The following is a 16471-nucleotide window of genomic DNA, read 5'->3' on the forward strand; positions in this document are numbered from 1 at the left end:
ACAATGAATGAACTGGCTTAGAGGGGGCGTTTGTTCTGCGTCGGTTAGGTTCCAGGGTGTTACAGCAAACTAGCTGGGCCTAATACCATGGGCTTTAAATTGCGCGTACACCTTTTGTCCTGGCGCTAGCGCTAGCGCCTGAACCGCTCTGGGCGTAATAAGCGCGTAGAGCTCAGTGTTGTACCAATCCAGAGTGGCGATGATGCTGGCTTCGCTCACCGGGTGTAGCGCGTTAATGGTGACTGCCAGGGTATTGGCAATACTGGAGGGAGTGGGTGGCTCGCGGGCGATGGAGACCTCGTGAGCATCGATGCGAATGCGCTGAGTCGTCCCGGGCAGCGGGCCGCACTCCAGTGTCTGGCCATTGACCCAGACTTGTCCGTTACCAGGCGGCTGATCAAGCGACCACAAAGCATAGGCGTTGTCTGGCTGCTTTTGTACGTGGTGTTTATGGGCCTCAGAGATCGCGCAAAGCGTTTGGTTTTGCCATTGATACAACCAATCGCAGCTGGAGGCTAAATCGTGCCACTGGTGGCTGACGATAATGGCGCCCAGTTGCCGCTCGCGCGCCCAGCGCCGCAGGCAGTTAAGCGCCTCACGCGCGGCGTTAGTGTCCAGCGCCGAGACCGGCTCGTCGAGCAGCAGTAAATGTTTAGCGCAGATAAACGCACTGAGCAGGGCGACCCGCTGACGCTCGCCGCCTGAAAGCGTATTTGTGTATTGTGGCAACAGAGGGGTAATGTGCAGCTCGCGAGCGCATTCTTGCCAGTCATTAAAATTGTGTCGTGTCGCCAAGCTGGCGAGCATTGTGTGTACGGTTTGGTTGGGCCACAAAGGCGCGCCCTGTACCGCCCAACCAAGGCCGCGTTGATGTGCCGGATAGTCAAATAAATTAGTTTGTTGCGGGCTTTGCAAAAGCCCTCGCTGGCCGCAGGCAATCGCGGTTAATAGCTGGGTTTTACCACAGCCAGATGGGCCGCTAATGCCCAGCCACTCGCCTGCCGGCCACTGCCAGTGATGGCCGTTTAACTTAAGCTGCCACACGGGTGTGCCTCCGGTGACGCTGCCAACCGTAAAGCGCCACTAGCAAAACGAACGAGGCCGCCAGTAAGCCGCCGGCAATGCGATGGGCCGCGGCAAAATTTAGGGTCTCTACCTCATCGAATAATAATATCGAGAGCACCTGAGTCTCGCCGGGAATATTGCCGCCAATCATCAGTACCACGCCAAACTCGCCCACGGTGTGGGCGAAGCCCAGCGCACCTGCCATCACAAAGGCGTGGCTGGTGGCGGGTAAGACGATACGCCTGAGTAGCTGCCAGGTATTGAGCCCCTGGCTGCGCCCCAGTTGCAGTAGGCGGGTGTCCAGCTGGCCGAAGCTGGCGGCGAGCGGTTGCACCACAAACGGCAGCGAGTAAATGACCGAGCCAATCACCAGCCCGATAAAGCTAAAAGCCAACCCCGACTGACTGAACTGCCCGATAGCGCCACCCGGAGCCAGTAATAACAACAGATAAAACCCCAGCACGGTGGGGGGGAGTATAAGCGGTAGCGCCACGACGGCTTCGGCCAGGGTGCGCAAATAGCGCCCACGCCCCTGCGCCAGCCACCACGCCAGCGGTGTGCCGATAACGAACAGCACCAGTGTTGTCACTAATGCGAGTTTGCAGGTAACCCAAATCGCGGCGTTCACGGTGTGGCGGCTAGGTATCCGTTTTGTTGTATCAAGTGTTGTGTTGTATCGCTGAGTAAAAAGCGTAAAAACTCGGGCGCAGCGCCTGTGTTATCCAACACGCTGGCCGCTTGCGTTAACACCGGAGCGTGGTCCAGTGGGTACCAGTGTAGCTCAGGCGCCAGTGTTTGAAAGCTGCTGGCTACCAGAGCGCAATCGGCGTTGCCGGTGGCGGCAAATTGCAGTGCGCCGGCCACGGAGCCTGCCTGTACTTGTTTGGCCGACATTGCTTTGCCGTATTGTGTAAGCCAGCGGGCGGCTGCGCGACCATAAGGGGCTGTGCGGGCATTGGCAAGTGCCAGGGTGCGGGCCTGGGTTAGCGCGTGGGTGGTGGAGCTGGTGGCAAAGGTGCAGGCGGCGATCAGTTGCCCGCGGGCGTAGACGACCGGCTTGGCACCTTTGGCTTTGGCGTGCAATGCCCTGGGGTAATCGGCATCGGCCGACAAAAACAGCCCGAAGGGGGCGCCGGCTAGTATTTGCTGGGTAAGCGCGCCAGAGGGGCCGCTGGAGATAACCACGGGAGTATCGCTCTGCGCCCGCCAGTGCGGCAGCAGGGCCTCAAGCGTGGGGGTGAAGTTGCTCGCCACGGCAATTCGTAAAGGCTCGGCGGCCTGTAGCTGACAGGTAAAAAAAAGCAGCAGAGCGGCACTGAATATTCTCATGGATACCTAACTGATAGCGGTGACGTTCGCTGGTGTAGCGAGCGTCAGTGACCGCTATTGTGCCACAGAAAATCGGCGTGATCAGGCCGCGTGGTGTTTGCTTTTACCTTTGCTATTGTCGGGGGCGCCCGTTTTATCGCGGCGTGTTGCAATGGGCTCGATTTTGCGTTGTTTCTCGTACAAAAAGCGTAACACGGCGCTGCGGTAATGGTTGTACTCGGCGTTGTCGGCCAGAGCCAGTCGGTCACGCGGGCGCGGCAAATTGATATCGAGAATCTCCCCCACGGTGGCGGCGGGGCCGTTGGTCATCATCACGATACGATCGGACAAAAGCACTGCCTCATCCACATCGTGGGTAATCATAATAACGGTGTTGCCCAAATCGGCCTGAATCTCCATCAACGAGTCTTGCAGGTGGGCGCGGGTTAGCGCATCCAAAGCGCCAAAGGGCTCATCCATTAGCAGTACTTGCGGCTCCATAGCCAGTGCCCGGGCAATACCAACGCGCTGCTTCATACCACCCGAGATCTCATCGGGCTTTTTGTGTAACGCGTGGCCCATTTGCACCAGCTCCAGGTTGTGCTCGATCCACTCGCGCATCTCGCGGCGGCTTTTGCTGCGGCCAAACACTCGCTTAACGGCCAGCTCAACATTTTGGTAGGCGGTTAGCCACGGCAACAGCGAATGGTTTTGAAACACCACGGCGCGCTCGGGCCCCGGCTCGTTAACCTCGCGGCCATTGAGCACAACGCCACCGGTACTGGCTTGATATAAACCGGCGACGATATTCAGCACGGTGGATTTACCACAGCCCGAGTGCCCGATAAGCGAGACAAACTCGCCTTTTTTTATTTTTAAATCGACGTCTTTAAGGGCGCAAAAAGGCCCCTTGGGGGTTGGAAAACTGATGCCCACGCGGCTGAGCTCTAAATGTACATTGTCCATAGTGATCTCCTAACGCATCACAGCGTTTTTGTCCCAGTTAACCCGGCTTTGTAACAGCAGTAGGGCGCGATCTAGTAAAAAACCAATAAAGCCGATCATTAACACGGCGACGCAAATTCGCCCGAGTGAGTCGGACGAGCCGTTTTGAAATTCATCCCACACGAACTTTCCAAGCCCCGGATTTTGCGCCAGCATCTCGGCGGCGATTAACACCATCCAGGCGATGCCCAGCGACAGGCGTAGGCCGGTAAACATCATCGGGATAGACGAGGGTAAAACGATGGTTTTAACGTGCGTAAGCCAGCCCAAACGCAGCACCCGGCTAACGTTTTTTAAATCCTGGCCGATGCTGGCAACACCGACTGCGGTGTTGACCATGGTTGGCCACAGGCAGCAAAGGGTGACGGTTACCACGGAGGTGATAAACGATTTGGCAAACATCGGATCGTCAGTAACATACACCGCACTCACCACCATGGTGACCAGCGGTAACCAGGCCAGCGGTGATACCGGTTTAAATATTTGGATGATGGGGTTGAGTGCACGGTACATATTGTTGCTTAAACCGATGCAAATACCCAGCGGAATAGCAATTACTGTCGCCAGTAAAAAGCCCGTCATTACCGTAATAAGGCTGGTAATAATCTGGTCAAAAAACGTGGGGCGGCGGTTAAAGTCGCGCCATTTGATCTCGGCATCTGGGTTGGCCGCTAATTTTTTTTCGTTGCGCTCTTGTTGTCGCTCGTAAAAGGCCGCTTCGCGTTGGTTCTCGGCTTGATGCTCGCTGAGCAGGTTATTCCATTGCTGTTTAACTTCGACGGGCCCCGGAAACGTACCGAGCGAGGTGTCGACTTGTTGCGCGCCAATGTGCCATAACCCCATAAACAATAGCAGCCCCAGAATGGGTAAGGCGACTGCCCGGCTGATGGCCAACCATTGAGTTTTACCGAGATCGGTGTGTTGCCATTTTTGGCGAATTGCGATGGCAGGGTTCATAACGGATTCCTCACAAACGGGCGCCGTTGCCGGCGCCACAGTGTTTAGTGCTTACAGAGAGTCGTCGGCTTTTAGGCCAATGGTGAGTTTTTCCAGATAGGCGTTAGGCTGGCTGCCGTCGTAAGTAATGCCATCGAGAAAATCAGCCTGCGGCGGTTTTATGCCGGTTTCGCTGGCAAAGGCCGGAAACTCGTCCGCGTTAGCGGCGCCATCGGCAATCAAGGCTTTGGCCGCTGTAGCGTAAATGTCGGGGCGATAAACTTTTTTCGCGGTGTCCAAATACCAGGCGTCGTCTTTGTGCTCAGAGATTTGACCCCAACGACGCATTTGCGTTAGGTACCAGATGGCATCTGAGTAATATGGGTAGGTGGCGTGGTAGCGAAAGAACACGTTAAAGTCGGGAACCTCTCGCTTGTCGCCTTTTTCGTATTCAAAGGTGCCAGTCATGGAGTTGGCGATCACTTCGTAATCGGCGCCTACGTAGTAGGGCTTAGACAAAATCTTAACCGCCTCTGGGCGATTGGCATTGTCGTTTGCATCCAGCCATTTAGCGGCACGAATAAGCGCCTTGGTTAAGCGCACGGTGGTGTTGGGGTATTGCTCGGCAAACTCTTTGGTAATGCCGAATACTTTTTCCGGATTGTTTTTCCAGATTTCGTAATCGGTAATAACCGGCACGCCAATGCCTTTAAAAACGGCTTGTTGGTTCCAGGGCTCGCCGACGCAGTAACCGTAAATGGTGCCGGCCTCCATGGTCGAGGGCATTTGCGGTGGCGGTGTTACGCTCAGCAGCGCGTCGGCTTGTAGCTGGCCCGAGGTGTCGCCTTTATGGGGCGCGTAAAAACCTGGGTGAATGCCGCCGGCCGCCAGCCAGTAACGCAGCTCGTAGTTGTGCGTCGATACCGGAAAAACCATGCCTAAATTAAACGGTTTGCCTTCTTTTTGGTAAGCGTCCACCACCGGCTTAAGAGCGTCGGCTTTAATAGGGTGAACCGGTTTGCCATCGGCGCGCTTGGGAATATTGGGTTTCATTTGCTCCCAAATTTCATTGGAAACGGTAATGCCGTTGCCGTTTAAATCCATCGAGAAAGGCGTAATGATATGAGCCTTGGTGCCGTAGCCAATCGTTGCCGCCAGTGGTTGACCGGCCAGCATGTGTGCGCCGTCCAACTCGCCGGTAATAACCCGGTCTAGCAGTACTTTCCAGTTGGCCTGGGCCTCTAGCTCCACGTATAGCCCTTCGTCTTCGAAGTAGCCTTTCTCTAATGCGATGGCGAGCGGCGCCATATCGGTAAGCTTAATAAAGCCGAACTTTAAGTCTTCTTTTTCGGGCTCGCCCACGGCCCAGCTTTGGCTGCTGATGCATACGGTAGCGGTAACCGCCAACAGGCATGTAGCGAATTTTTTGCTGACCTTTTTTATCAGTCGGGCCGGCTGTAAGTCGGGTGCGTTGCGCTCGTTCATAAAAGCTCCATCCGTTTTTTTGTTTGAGGTTGCTTGCACTTGTTTTAAGTAATAAAAAAGGCGCACACCAAAGGCGGCACGTAATTGTGCTGCCGTTGATGGACGCCTTTGTCCGCTGCCTGTGACCGCCGTTGGCCAGTGGCAGAAATTAATTGGCTGTTTAAAGCCATTTGCACGCTTGTTATTTCAATTGTCGTGCCAGATATAAAATCGCCCAAAATCGTGCAACAAAAGCCTGTGTTTAACCTGTTTAAAGGTGCCTATGCACAAGGCTGAGTCGGGCGGCTTTTTTTAATGCACAGGCTTGTGCATTTCTGGTGCGGGTGATGACCAGGCTTAGCGACAGCCGTTGGTGCAAAAGTGGGGCGCGGTGTTACATCTGGGTGCGCTTTGCGCCGCAAACGGCGGGAAGGTAGGGTTATGGTTGCAGCAATTGCCCGACGGACAACAGCTGGCGGGCCAGTTCGATGATAGGTAGTTGGCGTTGCATCGCCTGACGGCGCAGTTGTTGGTAGGCGTCGTTTTCACTGCAGCCTTTGGTTTGCATCAGCATGCCTTTGGCTTTTTCGATAGTAATACGGTCGCGTAACTGTTTTTGGCACTGTTGCAGTTGCCGCTGCAACTGTTGCGCTTTTTGTTGTTGCCGGTGGGCGATGGCGACAATTAAGGCCAAGCGATCGATAGCCGTATCGACCCCGCTAAAACTGTTGGCGCCGGCATCAATGGCTGCTATGGCGTCTTGTTCGCACACGGTGTGGCAAATCAAAGCCGAGGTGAGTTCAGGTTGCTGTAGCCGCGCGAGCCAGCGGCTGTTGGCGATATCCTCCCAGCTGTTGAGCTCGGCAATTAATACGGTGGCGGCGGGGCAAAGCTCGGGACTCTCGCTGACACAGTGGTGAACAAGCGGGCCATAGTGGACGGCGATACGCTCTAAGGCGGCTGCCAGGTGGGCTGGGCGGCGCGATGATGTCAGGTAAAGCAGCGTCACATGATACTCCTTGTTTTTTTGTGTCGGTTTGTTGCCCGAGGTTAGAGCAAAAGGCGTACCACCGCGCGGTTTGCAGCGGCTCCCCAAAGCGGTGCGCTGAGCGTGATACGAGGCCTGGAACACAGTTGCTGCTAGCGAAAACACGCGGGAGGGGTATACTCAAAGTGTCCCACTAATAAAGAGGCGCTGGCTATGTACCAGAAAGCGTCAAATCGATTGTTGGCAACCGTACTGCTCGGTTTGCTGTTACCCGCGCTGCTGGGGTGTAGTAACAACCCTATAAGCTGGCTTGTGCCCCCCTCGGACGACGCGTTAGTGTCGCGCGCCCTGCAAGGTACGGCATTGGATATTCTGCACCAAACTCCCGGCGCGCGAATTCCACCCGATGAGCTGCTGGCATTGACGCCCGAAATGGCCGATTTTGCCGAGCAGGCCGTCAGTGGTATGCGCAATGATGCCGATCGGGTTCGGGCGCTGCACAGTGCCTTACTTACGCCCGAGTCGGGCGGCGGTCGCGGCATTCGCTATGTCACTATGGCGACCTATACGCCTGCCGAGGCGTTTCAGCAACAACAGGCAAACTGTCTGAGTTTCTCGTTGTTGTTTGTGGCCATGGCACGCCATGTGGGCTTAAAGGCGGATATTAACGACGTATCCATCCCGCCAACCTGGGATCGCATCGATGAGCGGGTGCAGTTTATGCGCCATGTGAACGCCAAAATTCAGCTGCGCCACAGTATTGATTCACTGGTGGTAGATTTAGATATGCGCAATTATCGAGCTTACTACCCGCAAACAACCATCAGCGATCGCACCGCGAAAAGCCAGTTCTACAACAACCTGGCCATCGCCCCGGTCGACGCTGCCGGCGATACTTTGGCGAATCGCTTTTTTAATTTACAGCAGGCTATCGAGCTAGACAGTCGTCAGAGCTTTTTATGGAACAATCTGGCTGCGCTCTACCGCCGGCAGGGGTTAGAGGACTACGCAGAGGCACTTTACAGTGAGGCCTTGACGCGCAACCCCAAAGACTTAACCGCCATTCAGAACTTGAGCCAGCTCTATCGTCGCACGGGGCGCGATACTCTGGCCGCTGAACTTGAGGCTGTCGCTTGTGAGTACCGCGAGGAGAATCCCTATTATCAATACCGTTTAGCCTCTAAGTATTACCGCAATGCGGAGTATCAACAGGCGGCGCAGCGCATTGAAATTGCAATTGAAAAGCACCCCGATGAACCTTTTTTTTATGAACTGGCCGCCGATATTTACGCCACAATGACGGACGATTAAGTCGCTGTTATGAGTCGCCTCAAGGTTTGTATAGCGCGCGCTGTTAGCGGAACCTCTGCCGCTGTCATTTGTCTTACAAATAGGTCAGGGTAGCGGCCTACAGGTTGTTTTTGCGCCCTGTGGTGCTTGTATTGGCCGTCTATGGCCCCACTAAAAGCGTTACACTTAGGCAAGTGCAGTGTCGCTCAGCGAAACGCTTTTATCAGGACGCATTCAGTTATGATCCACCCGTTAAAACCTGTGGCGCCAAAGGCTGCATCACGTACCTCTGCGGCTACAAAGTGGCGGCTTTGGCACAGAGCGTTACTGAGTATTTGTGTCTCTGCTTTATCGCTGCCGGTGTGGGCGCAAGCCGAGCCGATTGTCGGTGAACCCGGCTTGACCGACACCGCCAATACCGCCGAGGCCTGTCTGGCGCGGCTTAATGGTAGCCGCGAGCAAAGCTACGGCCCGGCGTATCAGTTGCCCGATGCCTTCTCTATTTTAAGCTGGAATATCTACAAAGCGCAGAACGAGCATTTGTGGCGGGATCTAACTCTGCTCAGCCAGGAGGTGGATATTGTTTTACTGCAAGAAGCGCTGGAAGACGAAAGGCTTGAAGCGCTTAAACCTTTCTGGCGTTTTGCGCCTGGCTATCAGTCCGGCGATATGCAATCGGGGGTAATGACCTTGAGCCGTTGGCCGGCCGCCGTGCACTGCCAGTTTACCCATGAAGAGCCTTGGTTAAACACGCCCAAAGCCACCGGGGTGGTGGAGTATGTGCTGCAAAATGGCGAGCGTTTACTGGCCGTTAATGTGCACGCCATTAATTTTACTTTGGGTACCGATGCCTATCGCGAGCAAATTGCAACCGCGGCGGCCTTAATGCGTGAGCATCAGGGCCCCATTATTTTTGCCGGCGACTTAAACAGCTGGAGCGATGCCCGCAACGACGTACTGCAAGAGCTACTGGAGCCGCTGGGCCTAGAGGCTACCGAGTTTCACGAAGATAACCGCACCTTAACTTTTGGTTTGGCGCTGGATTATGTTTGGTTGCGTGGCGTGTCTATCAGTGCGGCGCGTGTGCCTATCTATGAAAGCTCGGATCACAACCCACTGTTAGTATCGTTAATGATTACCGCGCCGGAGGAGACACACCATGTGGTACAAGATTAATACGCGCGTTGTTGTACTGGCGCTGCTTTGTGTACTCACGCTTAACGTATACGCCGACGCCAAAGATGAGCGCGAAGTGGATTATTTGATCGACTTTGTGGCTGGCAGTGATGCGATATTTGTCCGCAATGGCAGTGAGCACGAAGCGCAGGAGGCCGCCGATCATTTGGCCATGAAGTATCGCCGTGCCGGTCGCTACGCAAAAACCGCCGAAGACTTTATTGATAACCTTGCTAGTAAAAGCTCCATTACCCGCAAGCCCTACACGATTATACTCAGCGACGGTTCAGAGATTCTCGCCCGCGACTGGCTTTATGGTGCCCTTAACGATTACCGCGCGCAGCAGGCAACCGAAAGTCTACCCGGCTCGGCGGGGCACTAATCTGGCTTATGTCTCAAGCGCCGCCAATAACAGACGATAGGCAAGCGCTGCTCGCGGCAATAGAGCGCGGCGTAGCCGACTACTTTACCGAGTGTCGCGCTCGCATCCCGGGTTTTGTTAAGCAACACTTTCGCTATCCGGGTGCCTGGCACACCAATCGTCGGGCGCTGGGGTGGGATATGCTGCGCGCCCCGCTCAACTTGATGTGGGTGCCGTTTTATCTATTTTTTCAAGCGCTGGCCTGGTTGAGTAAGCGGTGCCGCCTGAGGTGGGTGGCGCGTCAGCTGCGCCGTGTACCCATTGGGATGCAGACGAATATTCAAAGGTATTTGGTCGTCTGCGCCGAGCGCGAGTTGCTGCTGCGCGGCACCGATCAAAATCGCTTGCGTGAATGTATTGTGGCGGCCATCGTCGAGCGGGAACAGTTTGCCGGGCTGGAGCCGGCGCAAGAGCAAGCGCTGCAGCAGAGCCTAGACGATGCATTGGCCCAATACGCACTAACGCGTACCGCCAGTGCCGATATTAGCAATACCTTGTTCGCCACGTTGGCCGGTGCCTTTACCCTGCAAAAGTTTACCCCCGGCGGTATCGCTATTGGTATAACTCTGGCCAGTGTGGTTGCCAACCGTTGGGCGGCGTGGGACTTTTTTCTGGGGCCTGTGCTGGGCGGCTGGTATTACAGTGTCTTTCCGGTGGCGCCAGAGGCGAGCTTAATTGTGCTCTCTACCGCTTCGGTGATGGCATTAATGGCCGTATTTGCCTGCTTCTCGGGGCTTATTTCCGATCCTGTGCAAAGTATAACTGGTATCCATCAGCGCCGACTTAGACGTATGCTGGATGGTTTAGAGCGGGATGTAATACGACGTACCAGCGGCAGCTTTCGGCCCAAAGATGCTTATTTAGCCCGCTTAATGGATATTATCGATGCGGCCCGGGTCAGCATGATTTAAACGACGGGCTCTATGAGAGCCCGCCACCGGTGTTGTTATTGCGGCTCGCCCTCGCTTGGCTCCGGGGGAGTATGCAGTGCCTCGGCCAGGGTTTCCGGGGTGCTGTCTTCCTGAGGATCTTCGACATTAATCTCGCGCATAAAGATTCCCCAAAAAGCGATAAACAAGGCCGCAATCAAGGGGCCAATGACAAACCCGTTTATACCAAACAGAGCCATGCCGCCCAGAGTTGAGAGCAGCACCAGGTAGTCGGGCAGTTTGGTGTCGCGCCCCACCAGCACCGGGCGCAATAAGTTATCCACCAGACCGATGACCCCGCCGCCAAAGGCGATCAGAATGATGCCGTCGACATAGTTGCCCACCGCCAGCAGGTAAATCGCCACCGGCGCCCAAATAATGGCCGCGCCCACGGCGGGCAGTAGCGAGGCAAACGCCATTACCACGGCCCACAATAAAGCGGCTGGAATACCCAGCACCCAAAAGATAAAACCGCCCAGCGCGCCCTGTACCATAGCGACCACCAAATTGCCTTTTACGGTGGCGCGGGTAACTTCGGCAAATTTGGCAAATAACAAACGCTCGCGGGTGTCGCCCATCGGTAGGGCGCGAATCATCAGCTCCAGCAACTGGTTGCCGTCGCGCAGCAAAAAGAAGGTAAGGTACAGCATCAGGCAAAAGTTAAGCACAAACTTAAAGGCATTTTGCCCGATATTAAAGGTGTACTGAGCGATGTATTTGCCGCTGTTCATGGCAAAGTTTACCGCCTGCTTTTTTAAGTCATCGAGGTTTACCCCAAAGCGTCCCAGAGTATTTTGCACAATGGGAAAGCTACTCTCGAACTGCTCAATCTTTTTCGCCGGGTCTATCTCGCCAGAATCTATTTGCTGATACAAAGAGGCGGCTTGAGCCACTACGGAGCTGACCAAAAAGATCACCGGGATAATCACGATGATAAGGCAAAACCCCAACGTTATTAGTGAGCGGATGTTAGGGCGATGCTTAAGGTTGCCTAAAAAGCGCGATTGCGCGGGGTAAAAAATAATAGCCAGTGCGCAGGCCCAGAACACCGGGCCAAAAAAAGGCTGAAGTATCCATAAAAAAGCGATGGATACCAGTATTAATAATCCCAGAAAGGACTTTAGCTCGAGCGTTTTTCGCAGCTCAGACATGGGGGGCCTCATGGCGGTGTGCACAGGGGAGTGGGCACGGCATTCATTAGCCGTGCCCTTTGATTTATTCCGCGGCGGTCGCTTTAGTGGGTTGCGCCAGCAAAACAATCAGGGCGATGGTACCGATCACCGGGATTAAACCAATCAGCACCCACCAGGGCGAGAAGCCGGCATCGCGTAAACGCCGGATGGCGGCCGCAAGGCTGGGGATAAACAGAACCAGACTGTAAAGCGTGCTAATAAAACCAATTTTTAGCAGGGACTCGACAACGATAAGACCGAGTATTATCAGAAAGTTAACCAAAAAGAACATCCAGTACTGGGTGCGGGTCCAGCGGCCGGAAAAGTCAGCGTATTGGCGAAATGCCTGTAGATAGTGTTCCATAGTTATCCTCATCGTTATGTGCGCCCGGCCCGGATGGGCAGGGGAATCCTTTGCCGCAGGCCTCGTGCCTACAGCTGCAATATTCTCACCTATCGCAGCGATCGTGTCGACTACTAGCAGCAACTGTGTTCTAAGTCGTCATGGGCTGATAAGGCTCACCGGATCTGAACACAGTTGCTGCTAGTAGGGTATTGCTCGGTTGCTTTGGGGCGGGCAATCAAAGGCCGTGTTAACGGGGCAGGAAGAGCAGAGCCTGATTGCCTTTGGCTTTTTGGCGTGGCTGAGCATTCATGGTGCGTTGGGCCGTTTATCTGGCGTCCATTGGCACAATATCGGCGCGGCGGCCTGGGCCGTGCTCGCTTAAATAACCGCCTGCTATTGTAACCCTCTGTTATAAAAAGCCTTTTATTGCCCGCGCTGTTTGGCATATATCCTGCGTAGTTTGGTCAGTGCTGCGCCCCGTTGCACGGCTAACCAACAAGAGGCTGTCATGAACCGATTACTGACCCACCGCTGCTCTTTTATGATGTTGTGCTTTGCTCTGTTGTTGAGTGCGTCGCCGGCCCACGCCCAAAGTGTCACGCAACACTCGTTGGATACGGTTTGGATTGCGGTGGCCGCGGCCCTGGTGTTTTTTATGCAGGCGGGTTTTGCGCTGCTGGAAAGCGGTATGGCCCGCAGTAAAAATGCCATCAACGTGATTATGAAAAATTACGCCGATGTGTGTTTGGGCTCGCTGGTGTTTTGTTTGGTGGGGTTTGGGTTAATGTTTGGCGCCAACCCGACCGGCTTTGTCGGCACGGATCACTTTTGGTTAAACCCGGATGACGAGTGGGACTGGAGCGTGGTGCTGTTTCAAACCATGTTTGCCGCAACGGCGGCGACGATTGCCAGCGGTACCATGGCCGAGCGCACGCGCTTTGGCGGCTACCTGATCGGCGCGTGTTTGGTGATGGGAGTGCTGTACCCGGTGTTTGGCAGTTGGGTGTGGGGCAGTGCTTTTAGTGGCAGTGGTTGGCTGGCGCAGCTGGGCTTTATCGATTTTGCGGGCTCTACGGTGGTTCACTCGCTGGGGGCCTGGGTGGCGTTGGCGGGCGCACTGGTGGTGGGGCCGCGTATCGGGCGATTTGCCCCCGACGGCACGCCGCGGAATATTGCCGGGCATAACTCAAGCTACGTGGCGATGGGCGGCTTTATTTTATGGCTGGGTTGGTTTGGCTTTAACGGCGGCAGTACTCTGGCGGCCGATGTCGCTATTGGGTTAATTAATTTAAACACGCATTTGTCGGCCTGTGCCGGCGCCGCCGGTGCCTTGTTGGCGTGCCGTATAACGGGGGTAAAAGTGCAGGTGGCGCATGTCATTAACGGCAGTTTAGGCGGCCTGGTGGGTATTACCGCCGGTTGCGCCACTATGGATCCGCTGTTTGCCATTATTACCGGTTTTATTGCCGGCATTGTGGTGGTGTTGGGCGCCGGGTTGTTGCTGCGCTTAAAAGTCGATGATGTGGTGGGTGCTATACCGGTACACGGCTTTGCCGGTGCCTGGGGCACCTTGGCGGCGGGTTTATTTTATCGCGGTGATTTATTTTCGTTGGATTTATTTGTCGTGCAGTTAACCGGTGTGTTGGTGTGTTTCGTCTGGGCGTTTATCGGTGCGCTGATTATTTACGGTGGTATTAATGTTATCTCGCCGCTGCGCGCCGAGACGTTGCACGAGCAGCGCGGGTTGGATATTACCGAGCACGGTGAAATTGGTTACCCCGAGTTTGCTAACAACAAAGTTTACAATAGTCGCACGCTTGAGGTGATGGAGTCATGAGTAGCGCTGCGGATCAGAGCCTTAAGCGCCGTATTGTGTTTACTGCGCTGGCCGATTACTTAAGTGGCGAGCCATTGATGCAGGCACTTAATTTATGGGAGGCGCAGTACGCCGCTAAACCTGTGTACGCGTTAAATGAATTTGTCGGTAAGCTTGCCCAGTACCCGGCGATAGCCGGAAAGCGCAAAGAGGTGATTCGCACGCTGTTGAGTTTAAGCCAAAATCCGGTGGGGTTATTGCCCGAGCCAAACCCTTTGCACACGTCTTATAAAGCGCCCGAGACACAGGTTCAGGCAGCTTATCCCGAGCGTTTAGATAAAGTATTTGAGCACTTTTTGGTAGCGCTAGAGGTGGTAATGCCGAGCGCCGAATACGGCAAATTGCGCCTAAGCTTTTTGCTGCGGCTGGATGAGATGTCACTCAACCCGACACTTAAAGCGTGCTTGCGCCGGTGGTTTGAGTCCGACGGCAGCGACAAGGCTTTTGCGGTTGTCTGCAGTGCGGCGGAAATAAGACGGGTGGTTAATCAGCTGTATGTGGCGCTGTGTGAACAGTGCGGCCCGGTACAGGCCGACGACACCCTGGAGGCGACGGTGGTGTGGCTAGAGCGCAAGCACCCGGCGTGCGTGCGAGATATCCGGCGCTTTTTATAGCGCCGGATGCGGGCGGTTAATCCCAGTTAAGTTGCGGCTCACGATAGTACTCGATGCCCATGGCATCCAGCATTGGTCGTAGGGCGTTAAGGCGCTGCAAAAATGCTTGATAGTCGCGGTCGTCGGCACGGCTCCAGCCGAGCTCGGCGGTTACCGCCACCCGCGGCCACAAGCGGTTGTCCGCGGCGGCGTCGGTATGAACCAACTCGGACCACATAGCCGACTCAACCCCGACAATTTGCTCAAAGTCTTCAGGTTTTAATTGGTACGCACGCTCTAGCGGTACGCCCTCTTTGCGGCACCAGTCGTAGGTGTTGGGCTGACCTTGATAGTTGCCGTGATCAAAGTAGGCGTAAGAACAAGGTGACAGAATCAACTGATGGCCGCGGTCCAGCGCCGGTTGAATATCGTACTCATCGTTCCACAGTTGCAGCAATACGTCTGGGTCGTTATCGGCCACCGAGCCCTCTTCCCAGGCAATGGCGGTGCGACCTAACTGGTCGACAATACGAGTCGCGCGGGCAATAAACTCAGGGTAGAGCGGGTCTTTGATTTCGTCGCCGCCGATGTGGATATATTCCGACGGAAACAGTTTTACGATTTCTGTCAGTACATCTTTAACAAAGGTGTAAGTGGTTTCGCGGTCGGTTAAGCACAGCTTGCTAAAGCCCACCTCTAAACCGCTGTAAGGCGCCAGGTTGGTAACGTCGTCGCAGGCCAACTCGTTGTACGAGGCAATCGCAGCCTGAGTGTGACCGGGTAAGTCGATCTCGGGCACCAGCGTGACGTGGCGGGCTTTGGCGTAGCGCACCAACTCGCGAATGTCATCTTGCGTGTAAAAGCCACTGCGGCCACCTTTAACCGCGCTGGCTCCGCCAATCTCGGTCAGCTTGGGGTAGCCTTCTATCTCGACGCGCCAGCCCTGATCATCACTTAAGTGCAGGTGCAAGCGGTTGAGTTTAAAGCGCGCCATGCGATCTATGTGCTGTTTTAGGTACTCAACAGAAAAGAAGCTGCGGGCCACGTCCAGCATATTGCCGCGCCAGCTATAGCTGGGACTATCGGTAATACTGAGGTTGGGTAACGGGTAGCTCGCCTGCACGTTGGCGGGCAGTAATTGGCTGAGTGTTTGTACCGCGTAAAATAAACCGGCATCGGTGTTGGCGCTCAGGACAATTTGCTGGTCGATGTCCAGGCGGTAACCTTCATCGCCCAGCGCTGGCTCATCCACCAAGTATAACTGGATCTGAGTGTGGGCAGAGCTGTCCCGGGTAATATCCAGAGCCTTTAGTAAGCGGTTAAGCGCCGGCGCGGATGTCTCGGTGCCGTCGGCCGCCTCGACATGCACGACTTTGGTTAGCTCCAGAGTGCCGGGCATTGGGGTTACGTCGTCGGGGTAGGGGACCAAAGCCAGCTGGCTGGCTGTTGTGCCGTCGGCGGATGCCCCACTGTTAGGGGACGTGGATTGATCCATATGGCTGCCGCAGCCGGCGAGCAGGCAGGCTGCAACGGTGGCCAGTAATAGTTTCATGCGTTTGCTCCAATTAAGTGCTGTCGGGCTAGTCTAGCGTAAGCCGCAGCGCATTATCATTGAGTGGCTATTGTTGGAGGGCATTATTGTTGGTACGGCGTCCACATTGACGTGTGTTGTTTAGTGTTTTTCGTCAGGTCGCTGTGCCGTTGCTGGCTCGGTCACGCAACGATAGATAAACCAGCGCCACAACGCAATAATATCCACAGGCATTGCAACGAATACTTACAGTTCTTTAGGGTTGTAGCGGACCATAGCAATAAGCGAAGCGCACCACGGACGCAAGCCTTGAGCGGCGAGTCTGCGGCCGGAGCTGGCCAGTATGAGGTGACCGGCTATCATCGTGCCGC

At 55.1% G+C, this 16471-nt stretch carries 16 protein-coding genes; 6 read left to right on the forward strand and 10 right to left on the reverse strand.

What is annotated here, in order from left to right; genetic code table 11:
- Positions 1-69: 69 nt before the first annotated feature.
- The 7 genes from AAC019_RS00180 to AAC019_RS00210 all read right to left on the reverse strand — a co-directional run bounded on the left by AAC019_RS00180 (position 70) and on the right by AAC019_RS00210 (position 6787).
- Positions 70-1044: an ATP-binding cassette domain-containing protein gene (locus AAC019_RS00180; RefSeq protein WP_339896520.1), complete on the reverse strand. Its 975-nt coding sequence runs from the start codon at positions 1042-1044 to the stop codon at positions 70-72.
- Complete coding sequence (modB, locus tag AAC019_RS00185; RefSeq protein WP_339896521.1) at positions 1031-1693, reverse strand: molybdate ABC transporter permease subunit; 663 nt, start codon at positions 1691-1693, stop codon at positions 1031-1033. The genes AAC019_RS00180 and modB overlap by 14 nt, the downstream gene beginning before the upstream one ends.
- Positions 1690-2394 carry a molybdate ABC transporter substrate-binding protein gene (gene modA, locus AAC019_RS00190; protein ID WP_339896522.1) on the reverse strand — a complete coding sequence of 235 codons (705 nt, stop codon included), beginning with the start codon at positions 2392-2394 and terminating at the stop codon, positions 1690-1692. The genes modB and modA overlap by 4 nt, the downstream gene beginning before the upstream one ends.
- Positions 2395-2475: 81 nt before the next feature.
- On the reverse strand, positions 2476-3339 hold the full coding sequence (locus AAC019_RS00195; RefSeq protein WP_339896523.1) for an ABC transporter ATP-binding protein: 864 nt from the start codon (positions 3337-3339) through the stop codon (positions 2476-2478).
- 9 nt (positions 3340-3348) lie between these two features.
- Entirely contained in the window at positions 3349-4335 is a 987-nt protein-coding gene (locus tag AAC019_RS00200) for an ABC transporter permease (RefSeq protein ID WP_339896524.1), read from the reverse strand.
- Between the two features lie 51 nt (positions 4336-4386).
- On the reverse strand, positions 4387-5799 hold the full coding sequence (locus tag AAC019_RS00205; RefSeq protein ID WP_339896525.1) for a CmpA/NrtA family ABC transporter substrate-binding protein: 1413 nt from the start codon (positions 5797-5799) through the stop codon (positions 4387-4389).
- 418 nt (positions 5800-6217) lie between these two features.
- Positions 6218-6787 carry an ANTAR domain-containing protein gene (locus AAC019_RS00210; RefSeq protein WP_339896526.1) on the reverse strand — a complete coding sequence of 190 codons (570 nt, stop codon included), beginning with the start codon at positions 6785-6787 and terminating at the stop codon, positions 6218-6220.
- A gap of 192 nt (positions 6788-6979) precedes the next feature.
- Between AAC019_RS00210 and AAC019_RS00215 the strand changes: the two genes are divergently transcribed.
- From AAC019_RS00215 to AAC019_RS00230, 4 genes are all read left to right on the forward strand, one after another.
- Positions 6980-8077: a transglutaminase domain-containing protein gene (locus AAC019_RS00215; protein ID WP_339896527.1), complete on the forward strand. Its 1098-nt coding sequence runs from the start codon at positions 6980-6982 to the stop codon at positions 8075-8077.
- Between the two features lie 219 nt (positions 8078-8296).
- Positions 8297-9232, forward strand: a complete 936-nt coding sequence (locus AAC019_RS00220; RefSeq protein ID WP_339896528.1) for an endonuclease/exonuclease/phosphatase family protein — start codon at positions 8297-8299, stop codon at positions 9230-9232.
- Positions 9216-9614 (forward strand): DUF5329 domain-containing protein, encoded by a 399-nt coding sequence (locus AAC019_RS00225; RefSeq protein WP_339896529.1) that lies wholly within the window; start codon positions 9216-9218, stop codon positions 9612-9614. The genes AAC019_RS00220 and AAC019_RS00225 overlap by 17 nt, the downstream gene beginning before the upstream one ends.
- Before the next feature lie 8 nt (positions 9615-9622).
- The gene (locus AAC019_RS00230) at positions 9623-10564 is read left to right on the forward strand and encodes a DUF6635 family protein (protein ID WP_339896530.1); all 942 of its coding nucleotides are present in this window, start codon (positions 9623-9625) and stop codon (positions 10562-10564) included.
- Positions 10565-10599: 35 nt separating this feature from the next.
- Here AAC019_RS00230 and AAC019_RS00235 read toward each other — a convergent pair whose 3' ends face one another.
- Entirely contained in the window at positions 10600-11733 is a 1134-nt protein-coding gene (locus tag AAC019_RS00235) for an AI-2E family transporter (RefSeq protein ID WP_339896531.1), read from the reverse strand.
- 64 nt (positions 11734-11797) lie between these two features.
- Complete coding sequence (locus tag AAC019_RS00240) at positions 11798-12118, reverse strand: DUF805 domain-containing protein (protein ID WP_339896532.1); 321 nt, start codon at positions 12116-12118, stop codon at positions 11798-11800.
- Between the two features lie 490 nt (positions 12119-12608).
- Here AAC019_RS00240 and AAC019_RS00245 point away from each other — a divergent pair, with 490 nt between their 5' ends.
- Together AAC019_RS00245 and AAC019_RS00250 are read left to right on the forward strand one after the other, a co-directional pair.
- Positions 12609-13937 (forward strand): ammonium transporter, encoded by a 1329-nt coding sequence (locus AAC019_RS00245; RefSeq protein WP_339896533.1) that lies wholly within the window; start codon positions 12609-12611, stop codon positions 13935-13937.
- The gene (locus AAC019_RS00250) at positions 13934-14590 is read left to right on the forward strand and encodes a hypothetical protein (RefSeq protein ID WP_339896534.1); all 657 of its coding nucleotides are present in this window, start codon (positions 13934-13936) and stop codon (positions 14588-14590) included. The genes AAC019_RS00245 and AAC019_RS00250 overlap by 4 nt, the downstream gene beginning before the upstream one ends.
- Positions 14591-14606: 16 nt before the next feature.
- Here AAC019_RS00250 and AAC019_RS00255 read toward each other — a convergent pair whose 3' ends face one another.
- Positions 14607-16121, reverse strand: coding sequence for a beta-N-acetylhexosaminidase (locus AAC019_RS00255; RefSeq protein WP_339896535.1), 1515 nt, complete (start codon positions 16119-16121; stop codon positions 14607-14609).
- Between the last annotated feature and the right edge of the window lie 350 nt (positions 16122-16471).

It is taken from the genome of uncultured Gilvimarinus sp., assembly GCF_963975215.1.
Classification (GTDB): domain Bacteria; phylum Pseudomonadota; class Gammaproteobacteria; order Pseudomonadales; family Cellvibrionaceae; genus Gilvimarinus.

Coding starts and splice junctions, on each gene's coding strand:
- AAC019_RS00225 (WP_339896529.1), top strand. CDS start 9,216: ATGTGGTACAAGATTAATACGCGCGTTGTTGTACTGGCGCTGCTTTGT.
- AAC019_RS00240 (WP_339896532.1), bottom strand. CDS start 12,118: ATGGAACACTATCTACAGGCATTTCGCCAATACGCTGACTTTTCCGGC.
- AAC019_RS00255 (WP_339896535.1), bottom strand. CDS start 16,121: ATGAAACTATTACTGGCCACCGTTGCAGCCTGCCTGCTCGCCGGCTGC.
- AAC019_RS00230 (WP_339896530.1), top strand. CDS start 9,623: ATGTCTCAAGCGCCGCCAATAACAGACGATAGGCAAGCGCTGCTCGCG.
- AAC019_RS00220 (WP_339896528.1), top strand. CDS start 8,297: ATGATCCACCCGTTAAAACCTGTGGCGCCAAAGGCTGCATCACGTACC.
- AAC019_RS00215 (WP_339896527.1), top strand. CDS start 6,980: ATGTACCAGAAAGCGTCAAATCGATTGTTGGCAACCGTACTGCTCGGT.
- AAC019_RS00235 (WP_339896531.1), bottom strand. CDS start 11,733: ATGTCTGAGCTGCGAAAAACGCTCGAGCTAAAGTCCTTTCTGGGATTA.
- AAC019_RS00250 (WP_339896534.1), top strand. CDS start 13,934: ATGAGTAGCGCTGCGGATCAGAGCCTTAAGCGCCGTATTGTGTTTACT.
- modA (WP_339896522.1), bottom strand. CDS start 2,394: ATGAGAATATTCAGTGCCGCTCTGCTGCTTTTTTTTACCTGTCAGCTA.
- AAC019_RS00205 (WP_339896525.1), bottom strand. CDS start 5,799: ATGAACGAGCGCAACGCACCCGACTTACAGCCGGCCCGACTGATAAAA.
- AAC019_RS00200 (WP_339896524.1), bottom strand. CDS start 4,335: ATGAACCCTGCCATCGCAATTCGCCAAAAATGGCAACACACCGATCTC.
- AAC019_RS00195 (WP_339896523.1), bottom strand. CDS start 3,339: ATGGACAATGTACATTTAGAGCTCAGCCGCGTGGGCATCAGTTTTCCA.
- AAC019_RS00245 (WP_339896533.1), top strand. CDS start 12,609: ATGAACCGATTACTGACCCACCGCTGCTCTTTTATGATGTTGTGCTTT.